Genomic DNA, 20,130 nt, shown 5'->3' with positions numbered 1-20,130 from the left:
CCCTCGAAAGCAGGACCCGATGACAACCGCCCCAGACGCCCCTCTCGCGGCCAAACAGGCCCCGACGCGACCCGAGACCCGCAACGACCCGTCCGAGCCGTCTGGCGGGTCACCGGAAACCCACCACGAGGCCGCTACGGATCCCGGGCCCGTCGCCGAACTCCGTGACGCCGCCGCGAAGCTCCGCAACCTCATCGCCAACGCGTCGTACGGTCCATGGCGCACCGAGTGGCACGGTCAGGAGTACCAGCTCCAGGGCAACCACCCCGACCCGACGCCCATCGCCGAGTGGACCTACGCGATCGCCACGTGGGAGCCGAAGGCCAGCGAGCACCGCGCCGAATGCGACACCGCCGACGCGGACTACATCGCCGCCATGCACCCCGGGGTCGGCGCCGCGCTCGCCGAGCTGCTGGAGACCGAGGCCGACGTCGCCGACGAGGTCCGCCGCCAGAGCCCGGACCTCACCGACGCCCAGCTCGCCGCGCACGTCCACGGGCCGCTTGCGATCGCCCGCGCCCTCAACGGCGAGGAGGCCGGCCGATGAGCGCCCGCGCCGATATCCATCGCCTCTTCGAGAGTGGCCGCACCTCGTACCGGCTGGACGAGTACCTCGACGCCCACCGGGCCGAGGTTGTCGCCGAACGCGACGCCGAGATCATGTGCTGGCTGGGCAAGAAGGCCCGCGAGTACCGCGCCACCGGCAGCAGCCAGCACGCCTTGCAGGCCGACACGATCGAGCTGATGGCGTCGAAGATCAGCCGCGGTGCAGTACGCCCGAACAACACGCTCATGCTGCCCGACGCCGGGTTCTTCGAGGTCGGCCGCACCTACACCCGGCCCCACCACGGCGAGACGATCACCTTCGTCGTCGAGGCCGTCAGCACCTCGCCCGACGGTCGAACCACCGTGGCGCAGGGGTGGCGCATCACTCCGTACACCGACGGCGGGTGGGAGCCGGCTGACTCCGACGACTTCACCGGCTGGACCGACGTCACCGAGGCCGGTGAGAGCCGGTGACCGCCGACGAGTTCAACGCCCTGTACCCGGCCGGTACACCGGTCCTCGCCTACCCGGGCGCCCGCCCCGAGCAGGTCCCGACCACACGGAAACTCATCACCCGGACCCGCACCGCTGCCTGGGTGGCCGACCACGGCAAGCCCGTCGTCATGGTCGATGGCCTGGCCGGCTGGATCAGCCTCACCCACGTCGACCCCTTCCGTGCGACGGACACCAGCCCGGAGGCCAGCGCCGCCCGCTGGGTGCCCAACAACCCGCGCCCGCTCTGCCTCGACTTCCAGCAGAAGCCCGACCCCGCCGCCTACTGGTGCGCCAACTGCGGCTGGAACCAGACCATGCACGCCGACGAGGCCCGGCGCACCGCCATCGCCGCCGCCCTGGAGTGCCTTCCCGAGACTGAGGTGACCCGATGACCGAGCAGATCGAGGACGACTTCTGGGCCGAGGAGCGCGCCCGCGCCGCGGCCGAGCGCGGCCGGCAGGCCGACCCGTCCGCGTGCGGCACATGCCGTGGCAACGTGGAGGCTGGCGGGCAGGTCGAGCACGACGTGTGCGCGCAGCGCGCCCTGCTGCTTCCCGCGCCGGACGCGCCCGGGTACGAGCTGATCACCGGCATGACCGAGGAAGAAGTCCGGGCGCTCCCGGCCCGCTTCCACATCCCGGTGTTCGTCGAGCCCGTGAGGGCGTGGGTGTGCGCCGTGTGCTGGGGCGACGGCTGGTCCACACGGTGGCCCTGCAAGACCGCCACAGAGCAAGGCCTGAACGTGTTCACTGCGGAGGACTACGCCGAGTCCAGGGCGAAACGAGAGACGGCCGAGCTGGCGGCGTACCGGGCCCTCGACCTCGGCGACGTCAAGGGCCGTGTCTCCGCCTCCTGCGACAACCCAGAGCATCCGACCTGGCTGCGCGCGAAGGACGACGACCGTGGCTGCCCCTGGTGCACCATCGCCGAACTCGAAGAGCAGCGCGAGCGGCGCCGCCTCCGGCTGATCGCGCTCCAGAACGACGCACTGAACATCCGCGGGTCACTGTCCCCGGCAGATGAGGACCGCAAGGTTCCGTTCCCGCTCGGCGAGACGCTCACCCCCGCCGTCGACTGGCTGATCGCGCGCGTCGCCGAGCTGGAAACCGAACTCGCCCGGGCCCAGCGCCCGTCGTACAGCAACCGTCACGTCTGGTCCGTGTGGCGCGAAGACCAGCCCATCCACGCCTTCTACGCCACGATCGAGGATGCCTGGCAAGGCTCCATCGACTGCTGGGAAGAAGACGAGCCGGTCTGCCCGGACTACAGCTGGCGGCCCGATGGCGGGCGCCTCGAACTCGTCGTCGGCGGCGAAGCCGGAGGGGTCTACATCAGCCGCCACGACGTGTTCGGCACGCTCGGCCCCGCCCTGCCGTGGGCGCACGCCATGACCGACGACGACCTGCACCTGTTCCTCGACGACCTCGTCTCCGCCGCCATCGACCGCTGGCGCTCCGACCCCAACGTCCCGGACCGGGACATCCTCGCCAACATCGAGAAAGTCTGCTCGAACTGGCAAACCCCCGGCCAGGGCTACCGAAGCGACGAGGACACGGCAGGTGACGCCCCGTGAACCGTCAGATCGCACTCGGCGCGCCCGCCCGTATGCAGCGCCTCCGGAAGAAGGGCTGGCGCGCCCCGGACGGCGCCGTCTACGTCGGCCGCCCAACCCGCTTCGGCAACCCGTACCGTCTCCTCCGCCAGAGTGGCGGCTGGGCCGTCCAGTTCGGAGACCACGGCGGCAGCGTCGGCACCTTCCCCACCGACGCCGAAGCCCGCCGGTACGCCACCGAAGCGTTCCGCATCTGGATCAACCAGCCCGAGCAGGACGACACCCGGCGGCTCTTCCGCGCGCTCCTCCACGGCCGCGACCTCACCTGCTGGTGCCCACTCCCCGAACCCGGCCAGCCCGACCACTGCCACGCAGCGGTGCTCCTCGAACTCGCGAACGGAACCACCCCATGACCCAGCCCCTGACACCCGAACGCGAGCAGGAGATCCGTAAGCAGTTCGAGTCTTGGCCCGCCCACGCCACGATCCCGACCCTCCTCGCTCAGATCGACCACCTACGCGACGAGCTCGCCGAGGTACGCGCCGGCCAGGACCCGCGCCTGCGCTGCCTCCTCGTCAAAGCCGCCAAGGACCGAGACCTGTACATCGGCTGGTCGAACATCTGCGAGATGCCCGCCGGCGCCTGGACCCGCGCGGAGGCCCTCGCGTACGGCTTCCCCCGCTCCCGACTCGACCGGGCCGACCAGAACGGCAGCAGCGATCTCTCCTGCGGCGACGGCCACTGGGACGACAAGGACTTCATCGCCGAGCAGCGCGGCTGGCTCAAGCGGGACCGGCTCGGCGACTACGCCCTCCTCTGGCTCAACGACCGCCAGGACGAAGCCTTCGACCTGCTGGAGCCCTTCGAGGGCGAGACCGAGGTACGCCGATGAGCACCGACACCCCGCTCGACATCATCCACCGCCAGTTCGGCCCCAAGGTCGCAGCCCTCCTCACCCCCGAGCAGCAAGCCGACGCCGTGCAGGTCTTCCGGCTGATCGCCGATCGCGAGACCGAGGCCATCGCCCGCGCGTGGATGATCGGCCAGAACCCGCACCTCGGCGACCAGCCCCCGATCCTCGCCATCCGCGACGGCCGGGCCCATGACGTTGAGGGCGCCGCCCGCGCCTACCTGGATGGCATGTGGACGTAACCGCCCCGCCCGCCGAGGAGGAGCCCGTCCGCTGCACGTGCGGGCACCTCCTCACCGACGACCTCTCCCGCTCGCGGAAGCTCGGCCCCGTCTGCTGGCGGAAGCTTCACGGCCGGCCGGTCCGTCAGCCCCGCCGCCCAACCCCGGCCGCCACCCCTCCTGGTCCGGGCCAAGCCGAGCTGCCCCTCGATGACCAACTTCCGCTCTGGAGCCCCACATGATCGTTCACGATGCGGCAGCCGCATTCATCACCATCATCACCGCCGCCACCACCTGGATCGAAGGCCTCGCCGCCGCGCTCGTCTTCGTCCTGGCCGTGATCGCGTTCGCCGCCGCACCCCTCATCGCACCCACCACCAGGGCCGCCCGCCGTCCCGCAGACCAGCCGGCCGTCCCTGCACGCCAGCGCCCTGTCCCGTCGTGGGCCCACACCCAGCCCTACGACTACGACGAAGCCGCCTGACCCGCCACCCGGCACACCCACAACGGAGACCCACGTGAACCAGACCTGGAGGCCGCGCGACTCTCGCGGCCACTACCTCGCCTCGAAGGACGTCCACACCACCCTCGGCCCCGAGGACTGGGACGACACCTGCCGCCACAAGCCCGCGCCAACCGAGCTGGGCCCGTCCGCCGAGGACTTCGGCCACCAGCCCGTCAGTAACGACGTCGACTACTGGGGCGAGACCAACGACGACCCGCCCGTCTGCGCCCGCTGCACCCGCACCGTCCGCGCTTGGCTGCCCGTCGTCATCGGTCAGCACCCCGACGGCCGGGTCATCACGACGGAAGACCGACGCGTCAGCTTCGAGGTCGCCGTCCTCTGGCCGTGCACGTCCGCGATCGTCCTCGGCCTCACCTCCGCCTGACCTGTCTCAGGCCACCACCCGAAAGGACACCCGCACCATGACCGACCACCGCTCCGAGCCCTGGTACTGGGAAGCAGGCAGCGATCACTGCCCCCACGGCCCCGAGCCGGAGGATCGTGACAGCGACGCCTGGGACGACTGGGCCGAACGCCACACCGGCAGCCCGCAAGACGTCGTCATCTGCCTCGACGCACCCATGGGCGACCACTGCCCGGAGTGCTCCGCCGACCACAGCGCGCCGGTGCCGTGGGCCGACTGCCCCGAGAACTCCACCGACGAGCCCTACTGCACCGGCGACCGGTGCGCCGACTGCACGCCCAACGAGGAGTGCTGCGAGGCGACCTGCGGCTGCTGCCCCCGCGTTGACGAGCACGACCACTGCCGTCTCGCGCCCGGCAGCGAAGAGGACTCCCGCTACTGCGACCAGCACGGCGAGGGCTGGCTGTTCGACCGGTCACCCGAGGCCGAGCGGATGTACCAGATCCTCCGCAACGCCTAACCCCCGCCACCCCGTCCGCCTGACCCGGCCCGTCACCCAAGGAGCACCCGATGACCCAGCCCCTCGACCTCGACCAGATCGAAGCCCGCGCAGCAGCCGCCACCCCCGGACCGTGGACCACTGACGGGTGGGAGATCTACCAGGGCGACGGCAACAGCGCGCCCGACCTCATGGCGTGGGTCGGTGAGACGTGCCGGGCCGACGACTACGACGGCTCTCGGAACGACGCCGCGTTCATCGCCCACGCCCGTGAGGACGTCGCCGCGATGGCCGCCGAGATCCGCCGCCTCCGCGCCGAACTCGACTCCCTGCAAGCTCATTTCGATCAAGCCATCAAGGGCTTCAACGCGTCCGCACTGGAGATCACGCAACTCCGCACCGAACGCGCCCGCACCCGAGCGGAGGGCGCCATCGAAGCCCTGCGCTCCGCAGCCGAGAACGTCCGCCTGGGAACGGCGGTCGGCCCCATCCCGGTCGAGGTGCGGCCCACGGTCGACGCCTGGCTGTGCCGACTCGCCGAGCAGCGCCTCACTCGCGCCCGCCGAGACGCCGCCGCCGGGCCTGCCGCCGTGGAGACGCACATCGTCGCCGACGACAGCAGCGACCCCGAGCACATCGACGACTGCCCCGGCTGCGAAGCCTTCACCCTCACCGGCCACCGAGCCGCCCGGCCGTGACCGCACCCACACCAACCACCAGGAGCAGCAACATGACCGAGCTCAGCCCCGCCTCGCAGAAGCTGCTGCGGGAGATCGCGAAGTACGACAGCGGCGCCGGCGTCCAGTTCCGGTACGCCAGCCGCGGCCGGTACTCGCACCCGAACACCCTCGCCTGCTACAACCGCGCGTCCTTCTTCCCGCTCTACCAGTGCGGGCTGGTGGACGACGGCGGCAACGACTCCGCGCCGGTCCGCGTGACGGAGGCCGGCCGGGAGCTGGCCGTCGAACTGGAGGAGAAGCACAAGGCGGAGCAGGCCAGGAAGAAGGCTCGCCCGAAGCCGTCCGCCGACGGTGCAACCGCGCTGCGCCTCCTGCGGGAGATCGCCAAGCACGAACAGCCGCTGGTCTACGACGACGGTCTGCGCCGGGTCTGGCGGGTCGCCTCCCGCGACGGGCACCGGGCGTCCATCGGCATCTGGGTGGCGCTGGAGAAGGCCGGCTACATCCGCACCGACCGCGTGTCCAGCATCGGCGGTCTGCGAGTGACCGTGACCGACGCCGGCCGCAAGCGCCTCACCCGGCCGTGACCACCCCACACGCAAGGCAGCCCGGCGGTGCGCCTAACACCGCCGGGCCGGCCCCAGCCTCCCACACGACCGAAAGGACCGCCGTGACCCAGCCCCGCTACACGCTGACGATCACCTGCCGTCGGCCGTCGAACCGGGCCCGCGACGACTTCCACGTCCAGCCCGAGCGCATCGCCCGCACGCTCGCCACGTTCATCGGCGGCGCCGCCGAGCTGACCCTCACGGCGCGCACCGCCCGCCTCACCGTCGCGGATCTCTCCCAGCTGCCGAACCCGAAGTACTGGCAGCAGCGCATGGGCGACGTCCTCGACTGCCTGTGGATGAACGTGCCGCGCATCCGCGGCGACTACCAGCTGCCGTCGCCCGTCCGGTTCGACATCCGCGAGACCGCCGCCTGACCGCCCGCCCGCACCAGCCAGGAGTGACCGTGACCGAACCGACCGAGACCGAGGACACCTGCCGCCACGTCGAGATCGACGGCGAGACCATCCGAGTCCGCGGCGCCGCCGAGATGAGCGACCAGAGCCGCGAGGCCCTCGGCGCGCTGATCCGAGTGGCTAAGGAGAAGTTCGCCGCCGAGAACCCGCCGACCGTGGTCACCGACCCGGAGCGCCGCGAGCGGTACGCCGCCGCCCTGTACAACACACTGGAGGTGTCGCCCGCTCGGCATCCGTGGGAGACGCTGAGCCCGCTGCGTCGCGCCGTCTGGTACGCCCGAGCGGACGCCGCCATGAGGCTCGCCGACGACGAGTTGCAGCAGGAACGGGACCGCCTGTTCGCGCCGCTGCACCGCGCCGAGGCCGACAACGCGAGGCTGCGCGCCGCCGCTCCTGCCGTCCCGGCGCCCGCCACCGGCCAGACCGCCGCGCCCACCGACTGGATCGACGGGCACCCGCAGTTGGAGGCCATCGCCGCCGCCGTGTGGGAGCACTGCGGGCGCAGCGACAGCGGCACGTGCGTGGAGGACGACCCGCGGAACATCGCCGTGGCCGCACTCGCCGCCGTGCTGCCCGCGCCCGACCCGACCATCGCCGCCGAGCGTGACTCCCTCGGAGGTGAGGCCGACCGGCTCCGCAAGGACTGGGTGAAGATGCGCGACCGAGCGGAACGGGCCGAGGCGCGGCTGGCCGTGGTGCGCGCCGAGGCGCTGCGGGAGGCAGCCGACGCGCTGCCCGGGGCGGACCTGCCGTTCGTGCCGCCGATGGACCGCAGGCGGGTCGCGGACTGGCTGCGTCGTCTGGCTGGCGAGGCGCGGCAGGACCCGCACTCCTGCGGCAACTGCGACGGCGTCGACCCGGACAGCTGCCTGTTCAACCCCGACCGGCCGGCCGGCCGAGCAGCTGAGGCCGAGCTGTACGTCCTGCTGCGCAAGGCGGGCGAGGGCCGATACGAGGCACAGGCGTGCATCGACCGGCACCGCGACGAGGTACTGCGCCGCCAGGCCGCAGCCGACGAACTCGCCCGCGAGGCGCAGGACCCGACACAGGACGGCGCGGACGTCTGCTCCGGCTGCCGGTACGTGCCCTGCGGCACTTGCCCCACCGCCGTGGCGCGGCCCGGCCAGCCCGAGACGGACACCCAGCCCGCCGACACGCAGCAGCCGAAGGAGGCCTGATCGTGAGGAACCCCGGCGTCGAGGGCCAGCCCCTCAGCCCCGGCCAACTCGCCGCGCTCCGCCTCACCGCCAGCGGCTACACCAGCCAGCAGATCGCCCACCGCCTGGGGACTACCGAGGACGGCATTCATCTGCGCCTCAAGGAGGCCGTCGTCCGACTCGGCGCCCGCAACCGCACCCACGCCGTCGCCATCGCACTCCGCCGGCACATCATCCGCTTCGACGAGATCGACACCGAGCCCGCCAGGAGGGCAGCATGACCGAGCCGGCCACCGACCCCGAACTCCGTTCCCAGCTTGCCGACGTCATCGCCGCCCTCGGCAAGGCTGAGACCGAACTCGCTGCGCTCCGGCAGGTCGCGCGCGGCTACTGCCCCCACTGCGGACGCGGCGACGCCGCACCCACCGTCGAAGACTGGGAGCAGCAGCGAGACCGGGCGAACCGGGCCGAGGAAGAGCGGGACGGCGCGTACCGTGAGCGCGCCCAACTCCTCGGGCTACTTGCCGCACTGCACCCCTCGGTCATCGCCCCAGCACCCGACGTCGACGAGTCCGGATGGCAGATCCTGTACCTCCGCATCGGCGGCCGACAGGCGTCATGGCACATCGCAGCCCGCGACGCCGACCTGTACACCCACGTGGAACACGTCCCCGCCGACGACCGACGGGCGCAGTGGGACGGCCACACGACCGAAGAGAAGTACGCACACATCGGCCAGTTCGCCACCCGGCTGTACGCCGAAGCTCGCGGCCGGGGCGAGACCCTGCTGATGCCCGCCGAGCCCGTGCCGGCAGCGACCCAAGCGACCCCCGACCGTCTCGCCCTCATCCGGGCCGCCGCTGACCGTGCCGACCACGCCGCCACCCAAGCCGACACCGACACCGCCCGTGCCGTACACCACGGCTGGGCCGCCGGCCTCCGCGAAGCACTCCGACTCCTCCACACGGAAGCGACCCAAGCGACCGACCACCAGGAGCAGCCCACGCGCCCGGCTTGACGGACATGGCATCCTGAGTGCTGCGCCCGTCCGTCTGTCGCTGGTAACAGCGTCACCCGGGGAGGTCCGGTCACGCCGGGCGGGCGCCAACCGCCCGGCGCCAACCGGGCACAACAGGGACATCTCACAGCCTGAGACCCCCGAGCGCCCCGCCACCACCACGGCGGGGCGCTCCCATTGTCAGACCCGCCACGTACCCTGGACCAGGCAGGCCGCCTCAATGCTGCTGCCGACGCCCGGCGCTACTCACGACGAGAGCCCCCCGGAACAGGTGACCGGGGGGCTCTCGTCCGTCTGGGCGCGGCTACGACGCCTTCACGCCCGGCACGATCTCGCGGTAGACCGCCTTGCGGTGGATGTAGTCGACGGTCATGACGCGGCCGCTGCTGTAGTCCCACTTCACGATGCCGTCCGCACTCCGCCGCGCGGCGCGCTGGGCGGCTGCGACCTGTCGAGAGTAGACGCGCTTCGTGACCGAGTGGCCCGTCTTCTTGTCGGTGAACGTGGCGTCGTAAGCGGTCATGACTCCTCCAGCGGCCCGTACCCGGCCGACTCCAGCTCGTGCTGCAAGTCCCCGACGTCCGAGCCGAGCCCGTCGTTCGCGTCCTCGATCCACTTCCACACGATCGTGAGGATCGCACGGGCGTCCGCGCCGAGAGGCCTCGCCTCCGTCTGCTGCTGCGTCACTGCTTCTCCTTGCCTATCTTGATCGTTACGAAGTATCGGGTTCCTGACCCTGCACCCTTCGTCTCCACGTCGCCTGATGCGACAAGTCGCCGGAGCGCACGTCGCACGGTGTTGACGGAGACCCCGAACCTGTTGACCAGTTCGGTAGCCGATGGCATCGGAGCGCCCTCCAGCAGCTTGCCGTCCGCGATGTCCTCAGCGATGGTCTCCGCGACAGCAGTGTCCATGTTCCGCCAGGGACGTCCCGGCAGTTGGAACCCGCCTCTGGTTGCCTCGTGAAAGCGCTCCATGTTCACCCGAGGGCACAACCTCTCGCCGGGCGCTCGCTCCCGATGCGGGGAAGGCGCTCCACCTGAGTTGTACAGCGGAGCGGCCGTGCGGATGAGTCGCAACTCCGCAGCGCCAGCTTCTGCGCGGGCAGCGAACCAGTCGACCGTCACACGCGCGGCCAAAGGCCACCATGTCGTAGCCGCATAGCGCCTGTGGTCCGCCCAGCGCGTCTGAGGGTTGTCGGTAATGCCGACGTAGAGCAGCAGATCGGCATCGTTGAAGAACTGATACAGCGCCGTCTTGCCCGGCCGCGCGGCTGGGACAGCGAAGCGGTCATTCGGTACAGTCACAGTGCACTGACTCCAATTTGGTGCTCGCGGCCCGGGCGGTCTCGACCACCGCTCGGGCTTCTTTCATTCGGCCTGCTGTTCGGGATCCTTCTTTGGGCGCTTAGCCCAGCGCGAGTGCTCCGAGGCGATGTCCTGCACCGTGCTTGGTGCCACACCCAGTTCCTTTGCGACATTCCGGAACGAGGCCTCCTTCGGCGCGAGGAGTTCGAGCACGGCTTGACGCCGGATCTCTCGTAGCTCCTTGCTGCGGGTAGGCCACTCCTTCAGCACCTTCGCCACAGCGAGCGCGCGCGCCTTCGGGTCCTCGATGTCGGCGAGACCTGCGAGAGCGTCGAACACGCGCTGCACCTCCTCTTCCATGCCCCTGTCCCTTCCATGGGCAGGCCGCGTTGCCAGTGTACGGGATATCCCGTACGCTCGGTACTGAGCAGCCCACCGCTGTTCGCTCCAACAAGAAGCCCCCGGTCCGTTGATTTGGCGATCCCGGGCCGGGGGCGGACCCACCCACAACCGTGACGAAGGAGCAGGTCCGCCATGGAGCGTACCGACACGCACCCCCCGAAGCACGACCCCCGCACTGAGCCGCTCAACGCCACCGCGCAAGCCGCACTCCAACGACTGGAGCAGGCGTTCCCCGCGCGGCCCGACACCCGCCCGGCGGTGAACCGGTGAGCCGTCCGACGCGTGCCGAAATGCTCGAACTGGCCGCCGACCGCGAGAAGTGCGCCGCCCGCTGCGACCGAAACGCCGCCAGCGGCGACCGCGCCGCCGCCGATCCCACCAACAGCCTCGCCATGCGAACCCAAGCGGAGACCGCCGCCAACTTCGCCCGCAACCACGCCCGCGAGTACCGCGAAGAAGCTGCGGCCCTCCGCGACGGCCGCCTGCCCGGGGAGGACGCATGAGCTACCAAGGCCCCACCTGCACCGGCTGCGGCGGCCAAGGCGGCCACCCCGAAACCACCCCCACACCCGACGGAGGACAAACCACCGTCTTCCGCACCTGCACCAGCTGCAGCGGACGAGGACACGCCTGATGAGCTTCCTCGACAAGGTCTTCGGCAACGACCGTCAACGCGCCGCCACCCAATACGCCGGCCAAGAGTCCGCCAGCGAACAGGCCGCCAGACAACGCCGCACCGGACACCGGCGCAGCATCCGAGGCGCCGCCGACGCAGGCGAAGCCTGGGAACAAGCCGACCGCGCCCGCGACCGCCGAGGCGGATGGCGCCGCACCACCTGGTAGCCCCACAGGCCGCCGCGCTGGCGGTACTCCAATCCCCCCGTCCCGCCAGCGCGGCACGCCGTCCCTCCCGCAATCCGTTCCCCCACGGCCGGGAGGGACGGCACCCCGACCGCCGACAGCAGCCGCTCCTGGAGGAGCACCGTGAAGACCCGCCTGCAACGCCTCCGCCGCCGCCTCGCGCCCCGCCCGGGACGCCCGTCCCACGCCGCGTCTCACCGCGTCCCATGGTGGGTGCGCTGGTTCACCAACGCGGGACGCCCCGTCGTTGCCGTCGTCGTCCTCATCATGTGCGCCCCCGGCGAGCACCACCTCGCGCAACTGGCCGGGTGGGACGGGCGTCTCGCCTGGGGCATGGCCGCAGTCCTCGCCGCATACGCGGGCATCGCAGCGTCCGTCGCATCGAACCGGCCGGCCGGATCCCCGGGCAAGGTCTCGGCGGTGGTCGGCGCTTTCGTCTCACTCGGCGCAGCCATGGCAGCCCAGCCCGTCTCACACCTCTTCGTCACCGGCTGGTTCTCCGCCGATCCCCGCCCGCCAGCCGCCCTGGTGATCGTCGTCTCATGCGTCCCGCCCCTCGTGTTCGGGCACCTGCTGCACCTCGCCGCGACCCCGGTCACGCGCGCCGCTGAGACGCTGGACGCCGTACCCGTCCCGGCCGCTGTTGCGCGCCCTGCGGCGGTCGTCTCGCGCAGGCCGTCCTGGGACACCCTCGTGCCCGGCCGCGCGCAGCTCCTTCCGATCGTCCCGGCCAGCGGTGAGACGCCACGCGGCAACCCTGAGACGCACCGGTTCCTCACCACCAGCGAGGTCGCCGAGAAATACGGCAAGACCGTCTCAACGATCCGCACCTGGAAAGACCGCGGCCGAATCACCCCCGCGTTCGTCGACCCGACACGCGGCGCCATGTACGACCCCGAGACGCTGCCCCGTCTCACCTCGGCCGGGTGAGACGGATGCCCGAGACGCCCTCGTCCCGCCGCCCGGTCACCCCGACCCGTGTCATCCCCGCCGGCGCGCCGCTGCCCGCACGTCCGCCGCAGCCCGATGAAGCTCCGCCGTGGCGGCCACCACCGCCCCCGCCGCCCGTCATCACAGCCCCACCGCCGCCCATACCGCCGCCCCCGCCGCCGCCCGCCGAGGTCGTCGTCCGCCACGTTCACGAGGTCGTCGTTGCCCCCGCCGAGGAGGACCGCAGGCCGCGCCTCTGGGAGCGGCTGTGGGATGCCCTGGTCACGTGGCGGATGCTCGCCGCGATCCTCGCCGCGCTCACCCCGTGGTACGGCGGCCGCAGCCCCGTCGGGATCTGGGCGCACACCGTCCACCAGGCCCGCACCGACGCCGGAATCGGCGCCGCCTACGTCATCGCCGGGATCGCGCTCGCCGCCGCGTGGACGCTCGACCGGCGCACCGGCCGCGTTGTGCCCCGCTTCCTCCTCGTCACCGCCATGCTCGGCGGCCTCGGCGTCCTCGACTGGTTCGACCCGATCCTCGCCCTCACCGGAGTCCAGCGTTGAACGGCACCACCACCCTCACCCTCGGCGGCCTCCTCGCCGCCCTCCTCGTCCTCGTCGCCAACCTGCACCCCTGGTACCGCGGTGGCCGCGAGATGAAGCACCTCGCCGCGTTCGGGAAAGGGTTCTTCGCCGCCGCATGCGCCGCCGCGTGCCCGGGCGGCCTTCTGGGCTGGGCCCACAATCACACCGGCGGCATCGCCAACGGTGCAGGCCAACGAGCCGGATCCGCCGCCACCGGCACCACCCCAGGCAGTGGACTGACACGCGGACAGCTCACCGGGCTGTCGGCAACCGGCGCTGTCGTGGTCGTTGTCGCCGTGTTCCTCGTGGCCCTGGCGTACAAGACCGCAGGCAAGACGGACAAACGGCGGATCGTCGGCGGCTTCTTCGTCGGCTCCGTCTTCCTCCTCACCGCCGGCGTAGCGGGCGCTCTGTCCTGGCTGCCCGGCGCGCTCAACGGCGCCGGGGCCGGGGTGGTCGGCGCCGTGCAAGGATCGGGGCTGCTGTGAGCCGCCTCGCCCGGGCTGCCGGACGCCTCGCCGACGGCTCTGTGACTGTCCGCCGCCGTCTGGGCGCACGCCTGGCGGCGTGGGTCGCGCGCGGTCGCCGTCACGACCTCACGGGGTGGCGGGCCGCGTTGGGCTGCTGGCTCCGCATCGCCATCCTCCTGCTCGGCCTGTATGCGCTCTGGCGGCTCGTCCGCGCCATCCCCAACCTCATGTGGCTGATCTCCGCAGGCTGGACGATCGCCGCCTGGCGGGCCGGGAAGGCGTCCGCAGACGCGGTCAAGGAGGAGGCCGAGGGAGGCCCCTCGGGGGCTACTCCGCCCCTCGATCGGAAGGCCGTCCGCACCCTCCTCCTGACCCTCATGGGGGACGGCTCCGGCGTGCACCTGCGGACTGTCCTCACCCACCTCCAGCAGCACCCCCCGACGGCCGCCCTGACGGCCGCCTGGAAGGTGCCGGATCTGCGCGCCCGGCTGGTGGCCCTACAGATCCCCGTCGACCGTGGTGTGAAGGTGGCCGGCGTGCCGACGTGGGGGGTGCGTCGGAGGGATCTCGAAGCCCCTTCCCCGACTGCCGCCGGGGAGCCGTCTACCGAGGCGTCTACCGATGCTTGACCTGCACGTCTACCGGCTCATCTACCGCCATCTACCGCCCGTCTACGGGCCCATCTACCCCGGGGCGGCTGTTCCTCCGCCAAGACGTCCAGCCGCCCCGGTTCCTATCCCGATACGAGACAGGAGACCGCCATCATGGCACTCGGCTGGACGAAGGCCCCCGAGCCTGACGATGAACGCCTCGACGGCTTCGAGACCGTCTACCAGGCGTCGAGGGGCGGGCATTTCCCGCAGGAGGAGAAGCCCGTCCCGGGTACGCCGCAGCAGGAAGACTGAACCCATGACCTACACCGAGCCGTACGACGACCCCGAAGCCGCAGACCTCGCCGAGGTATGGGCCGACGATCAGGATGACGAGGAGTGGCAGGAAGGCCAGTGCGACATGTGCTTTGGCTCAACGCCGGAGGATCTGCAGCGCGCCGCTGAGAGCCCGGGCATCGTCCCGGTGTGCGCGTGCGCGATCGGCCAAGGAGCGCCGGCGGACGAGTGCCGGTGCGGCCCGGAGGAGGACTGACCGTGGACTTCGACGACAGCGAGCCGTGCGGCGAGAACATGTGCCGCTGCCACTGCGGTGGCGGCCACGTCTGCGGCTGTGACTGCCCGCGCTGCGACGACTGCATGCAGATCCCGGAGAACTGCTACTGCAACGACTGAACCAGGGCACACTGAGCCCAGGCCCCGCCGGGCCCCCCGTCCTGGCGGGGCCGTCGTCATGCGGTGGGATGGTGGGTCGGTAGCTCGTCCTCGGTCCACTGGCCGAGGATCTCGTCTTCGTGGACGTCTGCCGGTTCGTGGCCGGGCGGCCGGATGCATTCGGCTTCGCACGCTTCGTCGTCCGGCCAGAACGTGGCCTGCGCGCCGCAACGCTCAGCGGCCTCGCTCATGCGAGTTCCCAGTTTCCGGCGTCGTTGAGGACCATGGCCCGACCGCAGCCGGCGCACGTGCCCGAGCTGGTCGGTGCGTCGAATGTGAGCGTCGCGATCGGCTGATGGTTGAGGCAGTGCCCGGCGCTACGGACACCGACAGCGAGAGCCGCGCCAGTGCCAGGATCGGGCTGCATGCCGCAGAGGTCGTGTTCCAGGACCGCGATCCGGATGTAATTCGGACGCGGAAGCACAGGCTTCGGGCGCCGCCAGTCGTGGGCGATTCGGTTCCAGATCGGCATCGGCCAGGACAGCCACCGGGGGGCGTCTCGTTCGCCGCTGAGGATGCCGCTGGCCGCCCCGTACAGGAAGACCAGGCTGAGGATCACGGGAAGCAAGGTCATGTGGACTCCTCGTCCGGGCGCACCGGGCCGTCGCCGTAGAAGCCTTCGAGTTGCACGTTCAGCTCGGCCAAGTCTGGATGCTCGGACAGTTGGCGCACCTCGGCTTCCGTGAGCAGCTCGGCGAAGCGCCGCATGGACCGGGTGGCCAAGGCTGCTTCGGCCGCCATATCCAGCTCGGCGGCCCGCTTCCGGTGCAGGCCTGCCAGGATGCGGAGTTGGCGCGCTCTCAGCTCGTATCGGTCGGGCTGTTCGCTCATCGGGTCGTCTCCTCGCTGCCCACCGGGCGCTCCGGGGCGGGGGTCTTGCGGAGGCGTTCGGCGCGCTCCTTGTACCGGGGGTCGACGGGCACGGCGGCCTTGCGGGCCTTCCGCCGGAACACCTCGGGCAGCATCCCAGTCTCGGCTGCGAGGTGGGCGATGGTCATATCCCGCTCAACTCCCCAGTGTCGATGTGATCCGCCGTACTTGCTTGTCACTCAGGCCACTGAGTCGTGCCAGGTCGTAGTACGAAAGGCCTGCTGCTCGACCATCGCGGACTGACTGTTCGAGGCGGAGTTCGGCCGCCGCCAGCGACTTCCGGTGACGCCGGATGTCCCTGCGAGTCTTCGCCGACGGAACGAACGATGCTACGTCGCTCGGCAGGGCGAGTGGCTCGTACTCTGGACCGTGGCCAGTGCTCCTGTTGAACTTCGGAGCTTCAGCCTTGATGGCCTTCGCCTCAGTCTGTTCCGCTTCGGACCGGGTGTTGAGCCATTCGACTTCCCGCAGAACCATCAGCGGCCACCACTCGGCGGTCGTCTGGTGCTGCTTGAAGCGGACAGTGGGACTGTCCGTAATGCCGACGTAGAGCAATGCGCCGTCGGCGTCGAAAGCCCGGTACAGGGCGGTTCGGCCCGTGGCAGCCATGTGTGTCTCCGTTCTAGCCGGAGGCGTCGCCCCCGGCTGCCTTCTTGGCGCTCACTACAGTTCGCTCGCGCAGCGGCGGGATGCCGGCTGCTTTGGAGATGCGACCGACGTGCTGGCGCTCGTAGGGGACGAGCCGGGTGACCTCGGAGGGGCCCAGTGTGCGGGCCTTGAGGATGTCGACGATGCCCTCATTCAAGGCGGTGCGGGCGGCCTCCAGTTGCTCCTCGGCTGCCTGGTAGGCAGCTCCGAGCTTGGTGAGCCTTTCGCGTGCGGCCTGCTGCTTCTTCTCGGTCGCGGTCATGCCCCTGATGATGCCATGTCCCGTCGCATCTCCACTAGGCATCCTATCGGTGCATCTCATAGTTGTCATCTCATGGTGCATATTGACGATGCAACATGAGGATGCAATGATGGAGTCATCGCCAGGAAGACCAGCAGGGGAGACGGAAATGAACATCACTCGTAGCGACATCGAAGGCGCCGTCAACTTCCTGGCCGCCAACCCCGACGGCGCCACCGACCTGGAACGCGACGCCCTCGCCGCCTACCAGGCCGACCCCGAAGCCGCGATCGAGCGAGCCCTGACCCGGACCAACCCGGCCGGCACCGTCGAAACGACCGTGATGTTCAGCCGCGAGCAGCTGCGCCACGCGGGCGCCCGCTTCCTCGCCATCCAGACCACGGAGCCCGGCCTGACGACCGTGGACTGGACCGACTGGGGAACCGGCCGGACATCCCACTGACCCGCCCCGCCCGGCCTTTCGGGGCCGGGCTGCCCGACCACCGCACATCCGCACCAAGGGGGACCCGATGACCGCAGCCACCACTCACCAGCACACCAACTGCCTCCGCTGCGGCCGCACCCTCACCAGCGCCAAGAGCCAGGCCACCGGCTACGGCCCCACCTGCGCCCGCCACATCCGCCACGCCCAGGTCGACGCCACCGACTACAAGCCCCACCAGATCACCAGCGCCCGCGAACTCATCGAGGACGGCGCGATCATCCCCCTCCGCTCCATCGTCTTCATCGCCGTCTCCACCGACGGCACCGAGACCTACAAGACCGCCCCCACCGGCTGCACCTGCCCCGCCGGCCTGAAGGGCTCCCGCTGCTACCACCAGCTCGCCGCCCGCATGCTGCTCGCCGCCTGACTGAGAGGAAGACCACCATGACCAGCATCGCCACCGCCGACAGCCTCACCCGCAACGACCGAGTGATCCGCGAGGGCGACCCGTTCCCGTACCTCGTCGACCGGGTCGAAGACCAGGCGGACACGGTCGTCGTCACCTACTCCAGCGGGGACAAAGTCACGTACCCCAAGCGCCAGCCGGTGATCGTCGTAGGCAGGGACTGAGCCGCTACGCCCGGCCCTTCGGGGCCTCGCCACGGTCACCGTGCTGTACCCCGTCGACTGCCCCGCCACCGCCCGCGTCCAGATCCGCGCCGCCTGAACGGAGACCGATATGACCGTCCGTCTTTGCTGGACCTGCAAGCAGCCCGCTACCCACGCGCTCACCCGCGACGGCTCCATCCCGCTGGACGCCTGCGACAACTGCACCCGCATCGACCGCGCCGAAGCCGAGTCGCGCGGCTGGACCATCACCCCCATCGACGGCACCGCGCCCGTGAACCTCAAGCCCATCAACACGGTCGGCGGGTTCCGCCTGCACTGGCGGTCGTTCGCCGCACACCACGACCCGGCGCCTGGCCATCAGCGGGTCATCGGCCGGCACGTCTACATCTTCCGGACCCTCCCCGACCGGATCGACGTGTGGCGTGCCGACATGGCCGACGAGCAGGGCGGCTACCGGTGGACGCTCGTCCACCGCTGGCCCACCACCCACCCCGACACCCTCGCCGTGTAAGGAGTCCTGTCATGCTCGGCATCATCCCCACCGCGGACGTCCTGGACATGCTCACCGTTGACGACGGCGAGACCCCCGACGCCCTGTACGTCCGTGACGTCCTCGACCACAAGCGGCGCTCTGACCATTACTCGGAGCTGCTGGAAGAGATCCGCCGGGACGGCATGGCACTCCCCGTCATGATCCGCACCTACAACGGGCAGCCGTGGCTGGTCGACGGACACCATCGAGTGGCAGTAGCTGTCGACCTCGGCATTCCCATGCTGGTCTGGTCCGACCTGCCGATGGAGTTGGAGGACCGCCCGCACAATCCGATGCTGCGCGACGGCTGGGGCCCCTACCGGCCCGCCGCCTGACCCCCGGCCCTACCCTCAACCCGCCGCGCGCCAGCCCGCCCATCCGGTAGACCAGACACCAGCCACCCGACGAAAGGCCCACCATGACCGCCACCGCCGCCCAAATCATCGCCCGAGCCCGCGAAGCCTGGACCAACGACCCCGACACTCAAGGCGGCGCCGACGCCTTCGACCACCACATCTCCATCGTCGGCGTCCAGGCACACGGCGACCTGTACCAAGAGGTGTACGCCATCGCCAACGAAGGCCACGACGTGGTCCCGGGCGGCGGTCAGGCGCAGCTCGACGCCCGGAAGGAGCGCGCGGCACGGCTGTGGGCTGAGGTGCTGCCTGAGCTGGAGGCGTACGCGGCCGGCTGCCGCAGCGCCAGCTACACGGGCTGGAGCCGGGAGTCCAGCGGCCCGATCCGCCGCGTCCGCTGACCCCCGCTCAACCCACCGCCACGAAAGGATCCTGTCGTGACCAAGCTGCGGACCATCCTGGCCCGAAAGAACGAGAGCGCGGCCGAAGAGCAGACGGACGCGCGGGAGACGGGGCCGCGAGGCTACCGGGACCCCGTCGTGCGCCCGGTCATCGCGGCGAACCGGATCTACAAGCGCCGCTACGCCGCCTGACCGCCCGCCACGACAGGACGAACCCCATGACCACCAAGCCCCGCAAGCCTTGGCGGGTGATCCTCACCGGCCCCGACGTCCGCGCCGAGTCCGACCACACCAGCGAAGCCAAGGCCTACGCCCTGATCCGCTCCGCCCTCGGAGGCGACAGTCCCGCCGACACCGCTCGGGTCATGCAGTGGGAGGGAGGTCGCTGGTGGCACTTCGAAACCGTCCACGCCGACGAAATCCGTGCCGCCGCCCCGACCGAGACGACAGGAACCCCATGACCGCTGTCACCGCCTGGCCGTTCGGCACCGACGCCAAAGAAGACGACCCGCTCACCGCGCTCCGGATCCCCGTGGTGAACAGCTTCCGACCGTCGTGGTGCTACGTCGCCGCATACCTGGACACGCCCGCGACCGGCACCCCGGACTACCTGAAGGGCCCGCCGTTCGCCAGCCTGGAACGGCCCACCGACCGAGAAGCCCGCATGCTGGCCTCCTACCTCCAGGAACACCGCCACTACTGGTTCGGGAACCAGGGCTACGCCCGCCAGATGGACGCCCGGCCGCTCGACATCGACTCCGGATGGAACACGGTCGTCTTCGTCAAGTACGGCGAGGACGACTGGGGCTACGGCCGCGTCTCGTGGCAGTACGGCCACACGTTCGTCCCCGGGCCGCCGCGCAGCCGGGGCACCGAGTACGCCCACCCGAAACACCCGGGACCGCTGTCCCTGGACCGCGTCATGGATCTGGTGCACACGATCGGCAGCGACGGGCCGATGGAGCACTGGACGCGCTGGAAGACGGAACACCCAGACGTGTTCACCATCTGACCCCTGCATGCTGGAGCCCCCGCCTCACCCGAGGCGGGGGCTTCGTGTCTGTCTTCTGCCACGTTCGTGTCACGGATTATCCGCTTCACCTTTACGTGAAGCTCACAACGGCTACATTCACCCCTCACGTAAAGAACGGCGCCAA

46 protein-coding genes are annotated in these 20,130 nt (G+C 70.7%); 36 read left to right on the top strand and 10 right to left on the bottom strand.

Going from position 1 to position 20,130, the window contains the following annotated elements; genetic code table 11:
• The first annotated feature begins 19 nt into the window (after positions 1-19).
• The 17 genes from ACFYMM_RS08170 to ACFYMM_RS08090 all read left to right on the top strand — a co-directional run bounded on the left by ACFYMM_RS08170 (position 20) and on the right by ACFYMM_RS08090 (position 8,971).
• Positions 20-547, top strand: coding sequence for a hypothetical protein (locus ACFYMM_RS08170; protein WP_388384974.1), 528 nt, complete (start codon positions 20-22; stop codon positions 545-547).
• The gene (locus tag ACFYMM_RS08165; RefSeq protein ID WP_388384972.1) at positions 544-1,020 is read left to right on the top strand and encodes a hypothetical protein; all 477 of its coding nucleotides are present in this window, start codon (positions 544-546) and stop codon (positions 1,018-1,020) included. The genes ACFYMM_RS08170 and ACFYMM_RS08165 overlap by 4 nt, the downstream gene beginning before the upstream one ends.
• Positions 1,017-1,433, top strand: coding sequence for a hypothetical protein (locus tag ACFYMM_RS08160; RefSeq protein ID WP_388384971.1), 417 nt, complete (start codon positions 1,017-1,019; stop codon positions 1,431-1,433). The genes ACFYMM_RS08165 and ACFYMM_RS08160 overlap by 4 nt, the downstream gene beginning before the upstream one ends.
• Entirely contained in the window at positions 1,430-2,614 is a 1,185-nt protein-coding gene (locus tag ACFYMM_RS08155; RefSeq protein ID WP_388384970.1) for a hypothetical protein, read from the top strand. Before ACFYMM_RS08160 ends, ACFYMM_RS08155 begins: the two co-directional genes overlap by 4 nt.
• Positions 2,611-3,006, top strand: coding sequence for a DUF4326 domain-containing protein (locus ACFYMM_RS08150; RefSeq protein ID WP_388384969.1), 396 nt, complete (start codon positions 2,611-2,613; stop codon positions 3,004-3,006). Before ACFYMM_RS08155 ends, ACFYMM_RS08150 begins: the two co-directional genes overlap by 4 nt.
• Positions 3,003-3,485, top strand: a complete 483-nt coding sequence (locus tag ACFYMM_RS08145) for a hypothetical protein (protein ID WP_388384968.1) — start codon at positions 3,003-3,005, stop codon at positions 3,483-3,485. Before ACFYMM_RS08150 ends, ACFYMM_RS08145 begins: the two co-directional genes overlap by 4 nt.
• Positions 3,482-3,745 carry a hypothetical protein gene (locus ACFYMM_RS08140; protein WP_388384967.1) on the top strand — a complete coding sequence of 88 codons (264 nt, stop codon included), beginning with the start codon at positions 3,482-3,484 and terminating at the stop codon, positions 3,743-3,745. Before ACFYMM_RS08145 ends, ACFYMM_RS08140 begins: the two co-directional genes overlap by 4 nt.
• Positions 3,736-3,966: a DUF6011 domain-containing protein gene (locus ACFYMM_RS08135; protein WP_388384966.1), complete on the top strand. Its 231-nt coding sequence runs from the start codon at positions 3,736-3,738 to the stop codon at positions 3,964-3,966. The genes ACFYMM_RS08140 and ACFYMM_RS08135 overlap by 10 nt, the downstream gene beginning before the upstream one ends.
• A complete protein-coding gene (locus ACFYMM_RS08130) occupies positions 3,963-4,208 on the top strand; it encodes a hypothetical protein (protein WP_388384965.1) in 246 nt (81 codons plus the stop codon). The genes ACFYMM_RS08135 and ACFYMM_RS08130 overlap by 4 nt, the downstream gene beginning before the upstream one ends.
• A 34-nt stretch (positions 4,209-4,242) precedes the next feature.
• Positions 4,243-4,614, top strand: a complete 372-nt coding sequence (locus tag ACFYMM_RS08125; protein WP_388384963.1) for a hypothetical protein — start codon at positions 4,243-4,245, stop codon at positions 4,612-4,614.
• A gap of 37 nt (positions 4,615-4,651) precedes the next feature.
• Positions 4,652-5,113: a hypothetical protein gene (locus ACFYMM_RS08120; RefSeq protein WP_388384962.1), complete on the top strand. Its 462-nt coding sequence runs from the start codon at positions 4,652-4,654 to the stop codon at positions 5,111-5,113.
• Between the two features lie 50 nt (positions 5,114-5,163).
• Positions 5,164-5,790, top strand: a complete 627-nt coding sequence (locus ACFYMM_RS08115) for a hypothetical protein (protein ID WP_388384961.1) — start codon at positions 5,164-5,166, stop codon at positions 5,788-5,790.
• A 32-nt stretch (positions 5,791-5,822) separates the two neighbouring features.
• The gene (locus ACFYMM_RS08110) at positions 5,823-6,359 is read left to right on the top strand and encodes a hypothetical protein (protein WP_388384959.1); all 537 of its coding nucleotides are present in this window, start codon (positions 5,823-5,825) and stop codon (positions 6,357-6,359) included.
• Positions 6,360-6,442: 83 nt separating this feature from the next.
• Positions 6,443-6,757 (top strand): hypothetical protein, encoded by a 315-nt coding sequence (locus tag ACFYMM_RS08105; protein ID WP_388384958.1) that lies wholly within the window; start codon positions 6,443-6,445, stop codon positions 6,755-6,757.
• A gap of 29 nt (positions 6,758-6,786) precedes the next feature.
• Complete coding sequence (locus ACFYMM_RS08100; protein WP_388384957.1) at positions 6,787-7,974, top strand: hypothetical protein; 1,188 nt, start codon at positions 6,787-6,789, stop codon at positions 7,972-7,974.
• A 2-nt stretch (positions 7,975-7,976) separates the two neighbouring features.
• Entirely contained in the window at positions 7,977-8,234 is a 258-nt protein-coding gene (locus tag ACFYMM_RS08095; RefSeq protein WP_388384956.1) for a helix-turn-helix domain-containing protein, read from the top strand.
• Positions 8,231-8,971, top strand: a complete 741-nt coding sequence (locus ACFYMM_RS08090; RefSeq protein WP_388384955.1) for a hypothetical protein — start codon at positions 8,231-8,233, stop codon at positions 8,969-8,971. Before ACFYMM_RS08095 ends, ACFYMM_RS08090 begins: the two co-directional genes overlap by 4 nt.
• A gap of 304 nt (positions 8,972-9,275) precedes the next feature.
• Here the strand turns inward: ACFYMM_RS08090 and ACFYMM_RS08085 are convergent, their stop codons facing one another.
• The 4 genes from ACFYMM_RS08085 to ACFYMM_RS08070 all read right to left on the bottom strand — a co-directional run bounded on the left by ACFYMM_RS08085 (position 9,276) and on the right by ACFYMM_RS08070 (position 10,638).
• Positions 9,276-9,494 carry a hypothetical protein gene (locus ACFYMM_RS08085; protein WP_388384954.1) on the bottom strand — a complete coding sequence of 73 codons (219 nt, stop codon included), beginning with the start codon at positions 9,492-9,494 and terminating at the stop codon, positions 9,276-9,278.
• On the bottom strand, positions 9,491-9,658 hold the full coding sequence (locus tag ACFYMM_RS08080) for a hypothetical protein (RefSeq protein ID WP_388384953.1): 168 nt from the start codon (positions 9,656-9,658) through the stop codon (positions 9,491-9,493). The genes ACFYMM_RS08085 and ACFYMM_RS08080 overlap by 4 nt, the downstream gene beginning before the upstream one ends.
• On the bottom strand, positions 9,655-10,278 hold the full coding sequence (locus ACFYMM_RS08075) for a GntR family transcriptional regulator (protein WP_388384952.1): 624 nt from the start codon (positions 10,276-10,278) through the stop codon (positions 9,655-9,657). The genes ACFYMM_RS08080 and ACFYMM_RS08075 overlap by 4 nt, the downstream gene beginning before the upstream one ends.
• A 63-nt stretch (positions 10,279-10,341) precedes the next feature.
• On the bottom strand, positions 10,342-10,638 hold the full coding sequence (locus ACFYMM_RS08070) for a hypothetical protein (protein WP_388384951.1): 297 nt from the start codon (positions 10,636-10,638) through the stop codon (positions 10,342-10,344).
• Between the two features lie 174 nt (positions 10,639-10,812).
• Here ACFYMM_RS08070 and ACFYMM_RS08065 point away from each other — a divergent pair, with 174 nt between their 5' ends.
• The 10 genes from ACFYMM_RS08065 to ACFYMM_RS08020 all read left to right on the top strand — a co-directional run bounded on the left by ACFYMM_RS08065 (position 10,813) and on the right by ACFYMM_RS08020 (position 14,811).
• Entirely contained in the window at positions 10,813-10,950 is a 138-nt protein-coding gene (locus ACFYMM_RS08065) for a hypothetical protein (RefSeq protein WP_388384950.1), read from the top strand.
• Complete coding sequence (locus tag ACFYMM_RS08060; protein WP_388384949.1) at positions 10,947-11,183, top strand: hypothetical protein; 237 nt, start codon at positions 10,947-10,949, stop codon at positions 11,181-11,183. The genes ACFYMM_RS08065 and ACFYMM_RS08060 overlap by 4 nt, the downstream gene beginning before the upstream one ends.
• Positions 11,184-11,313: 130 nt before the next feature.
• Positions 11,314-11,523 (top strand): hypothetical protein, encoded by a 210-nt coding sequence (locus tag ACFYMM_RS08055; RefSeq protein ID WP_388384948.1) that lies wholly within the window; start codon positions 11,314-11,316, stop codon positions 11,521-11,523.
• A 141-nt stretch (positions 11,524-11,664) separates the two neighbouring features.
• Entirely contained in the window at positions 11,665-12,471 is an 807-nt protein-coding gene (locus tag ACFYMM_RS08050) for a MerR family transcriptional regulator (RefSeq protein WP_388384947.1), read from the top strand.
• 5 nt (positions 12,472-12,476) lie between these two features.
• Positions 12,477-13,037: a hypothetical protein gene (locus ACFYMM_RS08045; RefSeq protein ID WP_388384946.1), complete on the top strand. Its 561-nt coding sequence runs from the start codon at positions 12,477-12,479 to the stop codon at positions 13,035-13,037.
• The gene (locus ACFYMM_RS08040) at positions 13,034-13,546 is read left to right on the top strand and encodes a hypothetical protein (RefSeq protein WP_388384945.1); all 513 of its coding nucleotides are present in this window, start codon (positions 13,034-13,036) and stop codon (positions 13,544-13,546) included. The genes ACFYMM_RS08045 and ACFYMM_RS08040 overlap by 4 nt, the downstream gene beginning before the upstream one ends.
• On the top strand, positions 13,543-14,157 hold the full coding sequence (locus ACFYMM_RS08035) for a hypothetical protein (RefSeq protein WP_388384944.1): 615 nt from the start codon (positions 13,543-13,545) through the stop codon (positions 14,155-14,157). The genes ACFYMM_RS08040 and ACFYMM_RS08035 overlap by 4 nt, the downstream gene beginning before the upstream one ends.
• 135 nt (positions 14,158-14,292) lie before the next feature.
• Positions 14,293-14,433 (top strand): hypothetical protein, encoded by a 141-nt coding sequence (locus tag ACFYMM_RS08030; RefSeq protein ID WP_388384943.1) that lies wholly within the window; start codon positions 14,293-14,295, stop codon positions 14,431-14,433.
• Between the two features lie 4 nt (positions 14,434-14,437).
• On the top strand, positions 14,438-14,671 hold the full coding sequence (locus ACFYMM_RS08025) for a hypothetical protein (RefSeq protein ID WP_388384942.1): 234 nt from the start codon (positions 14,438-14,440) through the stop codon (positions 14,669-14,671).
• 2 nt (positions 14,672-14,673) lie between these two features.
• Positions 14,674-14,811 carry a hypothetical protein gene (locus ACFYMM_RS08020; protein WP_388384941.1) on the top strand — a complete coding sequence of 46 codons (138 nt, stop codon included), beginning with the start codon at positions 14,674-14,676 and terminating at the stop codon, positions 14,809-14,811.
• A gap of 56 nt (positions 14,812-14,867) precedes the next feature.
• Here the strand turns inward: ACFYMM_RS08020 and ACFYMM_RS08015 are convergent, their stop codons facing one another.
• The 6 genes from ACFYMM_RS08015 to ACFYMM_RS07990 are packed head-to-tail and all read right to left on the bottom strand — an operon-like array spanning position 14,868 to position 16,630.
• On the bottom strand, positions 14,868-15,041 hold the full coding sequence (locus tag ACFYMM_RS08015) for a hypothetical protein (protein WP_388384940.1): 174 nt from the start codon (positions 15,039-15,041) through the stop codon (positions 14,868-14,870).
• On the bottom strand, positions 15,038-15,409 hold the full coding sequence (locus ACFYMM_RS08010; RefSeq protein WP_388384938.1) for a hypothetical protein: 372 nt from the start codon (positions 15,407-15,409) through the stop codon (positions 15,038-15,040). The genes ACFYMM_RS08015 and ACFYMM_RS08010 overlap by 4 nt, the downstream gene beginning before the upstream one ends.
• 11 nt (positions 15,410-15,420) lie before the next feature.
• Positions 15,421-15,681 (bottom strand): hypothetical protein, encoded by a 261-nt coding sequence (locus ACFYMM_RS08005; RefSeq protein WP_388384937.1) that lies wholly within the window; start codon positions 15,679-15,681, stop codon positions 15,421-15,423.
• Positions 15,678-15,848 (bottom strand): hypothetical protein, encoded by a 171-nt coding sequence (locus ACFYMM_RS08000; protein WP_388384936.1) that lies wholly within the window; start codon positions 15,846-15,848, stop codon positions 15,678-15,680. Before ACFYMM_RS08000 ends, ACFYMM_RS08005 begins: the two co-directional genes overlap by 4 nt.
• A gap of 7 nt (positions 15,849-15,855) precedes the next feature.
• Positions 15,856-16,329 (bottom strand): GIY-YIG nuclease family protein, encoded by a 474-nt coding sequence (locus ACFYMM_RS07995; protein WP_388384935.1) that lies wholly within the window; start codon positions 16,327-16,329, stop codon positions 15,856-15,858.
• Between the two features lie 13 nt (positions 16,330-16,342).
• On the bottom strand, positions 16,343-16,630 hold the full coding sequence (locus ACFYMM_RS07990) for a hypothetical protein (RefSeq protein WP_388384934.1): 288 nt from the start codon (positions 16,628-16,630) through the stop codon (positions 16,343-16,345).
• A gap of 148 nt (positions 16,631-16,778) precedes the next feature.
• On the opposite strand from ACFYMM_RS07990, the gene ACFYMM_RS07985 reads away from it, so the two are divergent.
• The 9 genes from ACFYMM_RS07985 (at position 16,779) to ACFYMM_RS07945 (ending at position 19,985) form a co-directional block, all read left to right on the top strand.
• Positions 16,779-17,072 (top strand): hypothetical protein, encoded by a 294-nt coding sequence (locus ACFYMM_RS07985; protein WP_388384933.1) that lies wholly within the window; start codon positions 16,779-16,781, stop codon positions 17,070-17,072.
• Positions 17,073-17,139: 67 nt separating this feature from the next.
• Positions 17,140-17,481, top strand: a complete 342-nt coding sequence (locus ACFYMM_RS07980) for a DUF6011 domain-containing protein (protein ID WP_388384932.1) — start codon at positions 17,140-17,142, stop codon at positions 17,479-17,481.
• A 17-nt stretch (positions 17,482-17,498) separates the two neighbouring features.
• Positions 17,499-17,684 carry a hypothetical protein gene (locus ACFYMM_RS07975; protein WP_388384931.1) on the top strand — a complete coding sequence of 62 codons (186 nt, stop codon included), beginning with the start codon at positions 17,499-17,501 and terminating at the stop codon, positions 17,682-17,684.
• A 109-nt stretch (positions 17,685-17,793) separates the two neighbouring features.
• On the top strand, positions 17,794-18,195 hold the full coding sequence (locus ACFYMM_RS07970) for a hypothetical protein (RefSeq protein ID WP_388384930.1): 402 nt from the start codon (positions 17,794-17,796) through the stop codon (positions 18,193-18,195).
• Between the two features lie 11 nt (positions 18,196-18,206).
• The gene (locus tag ACFYMM_RS07965) at positions 18,207-18,551 is read left to right on the top strand and encodes a ParB N-terminal domain-containing protein (protein WP_388384929.1); all 345 of its coding nucleotides are present in this window, start codon (positions 18,207-18,209) and stop codon (positions 18,549-18,551) included.
• Positions 18,552-18,634: 83 nt separating this feature from the next.
• Positions 18,635-18,973 carry a hypothetical protein gene (locus tag ACFYMM_RS07960; protein ID WP_388384928.1) on the top strand — a complete coding sequence of 113 codons (339 nt, stop codon included), beginning with the start codon at positions 18,635-18,637 and terminating at the stop codon, positions 18,971-18,973.
• A gap of 36 nt (positions 18,974-19,009) precedes the next feature.
• Entirely contained in the window at positions 19,010-19,165 is a 156-nt protein-coding gene (locus tag ACFYMM_RS07955; protein ID WP_388384927.1) for a hypothetical protein, read from the top strand.
• A gap of 26 nt (positions 19,166-19,191) precedes the next feature.
• Positions 19,192-19,434, top strand: coding sequence for a hypothetical protein (locus ACFYMM_RS07950; RefSeq protein ID WP_388384926.1), 243 nt, complete (start codon positions 19,192-19,194; stop codon positions 19,432-19,434).
• On the top strand, positions 19,431-19,985 hold the full coding sequence (locus ACFYMM_RS07945) for a hypothetical protein (RefSeq protein ID WP_388384925.1): 555 nt from the start codon (positions 19,431-19,433) through the stop codon (positions 19,983-19,985). Before ACFYMM_RS07950 ends, ACFYMM_RS07945 begins: the two co-directional genes overlap by 4 nt.
• The last annotated feature ends 145 nt before the right edge of the window (positions 19,986-20,130 follow it).

This window comes from Streptomyces sp. NPDC006739 (assembly GCF_042869815.1).
Taxonomy (GTDB): Bacteria; Actinomycetota; Actinomycetes; order Streptomycetales; family Streptomycetaceae; genus Streptomyces.
Note: the sequence above shows the minus strand (reverse complement) of the source record. Positions and strands in the feature narration are given on the sequence as shown.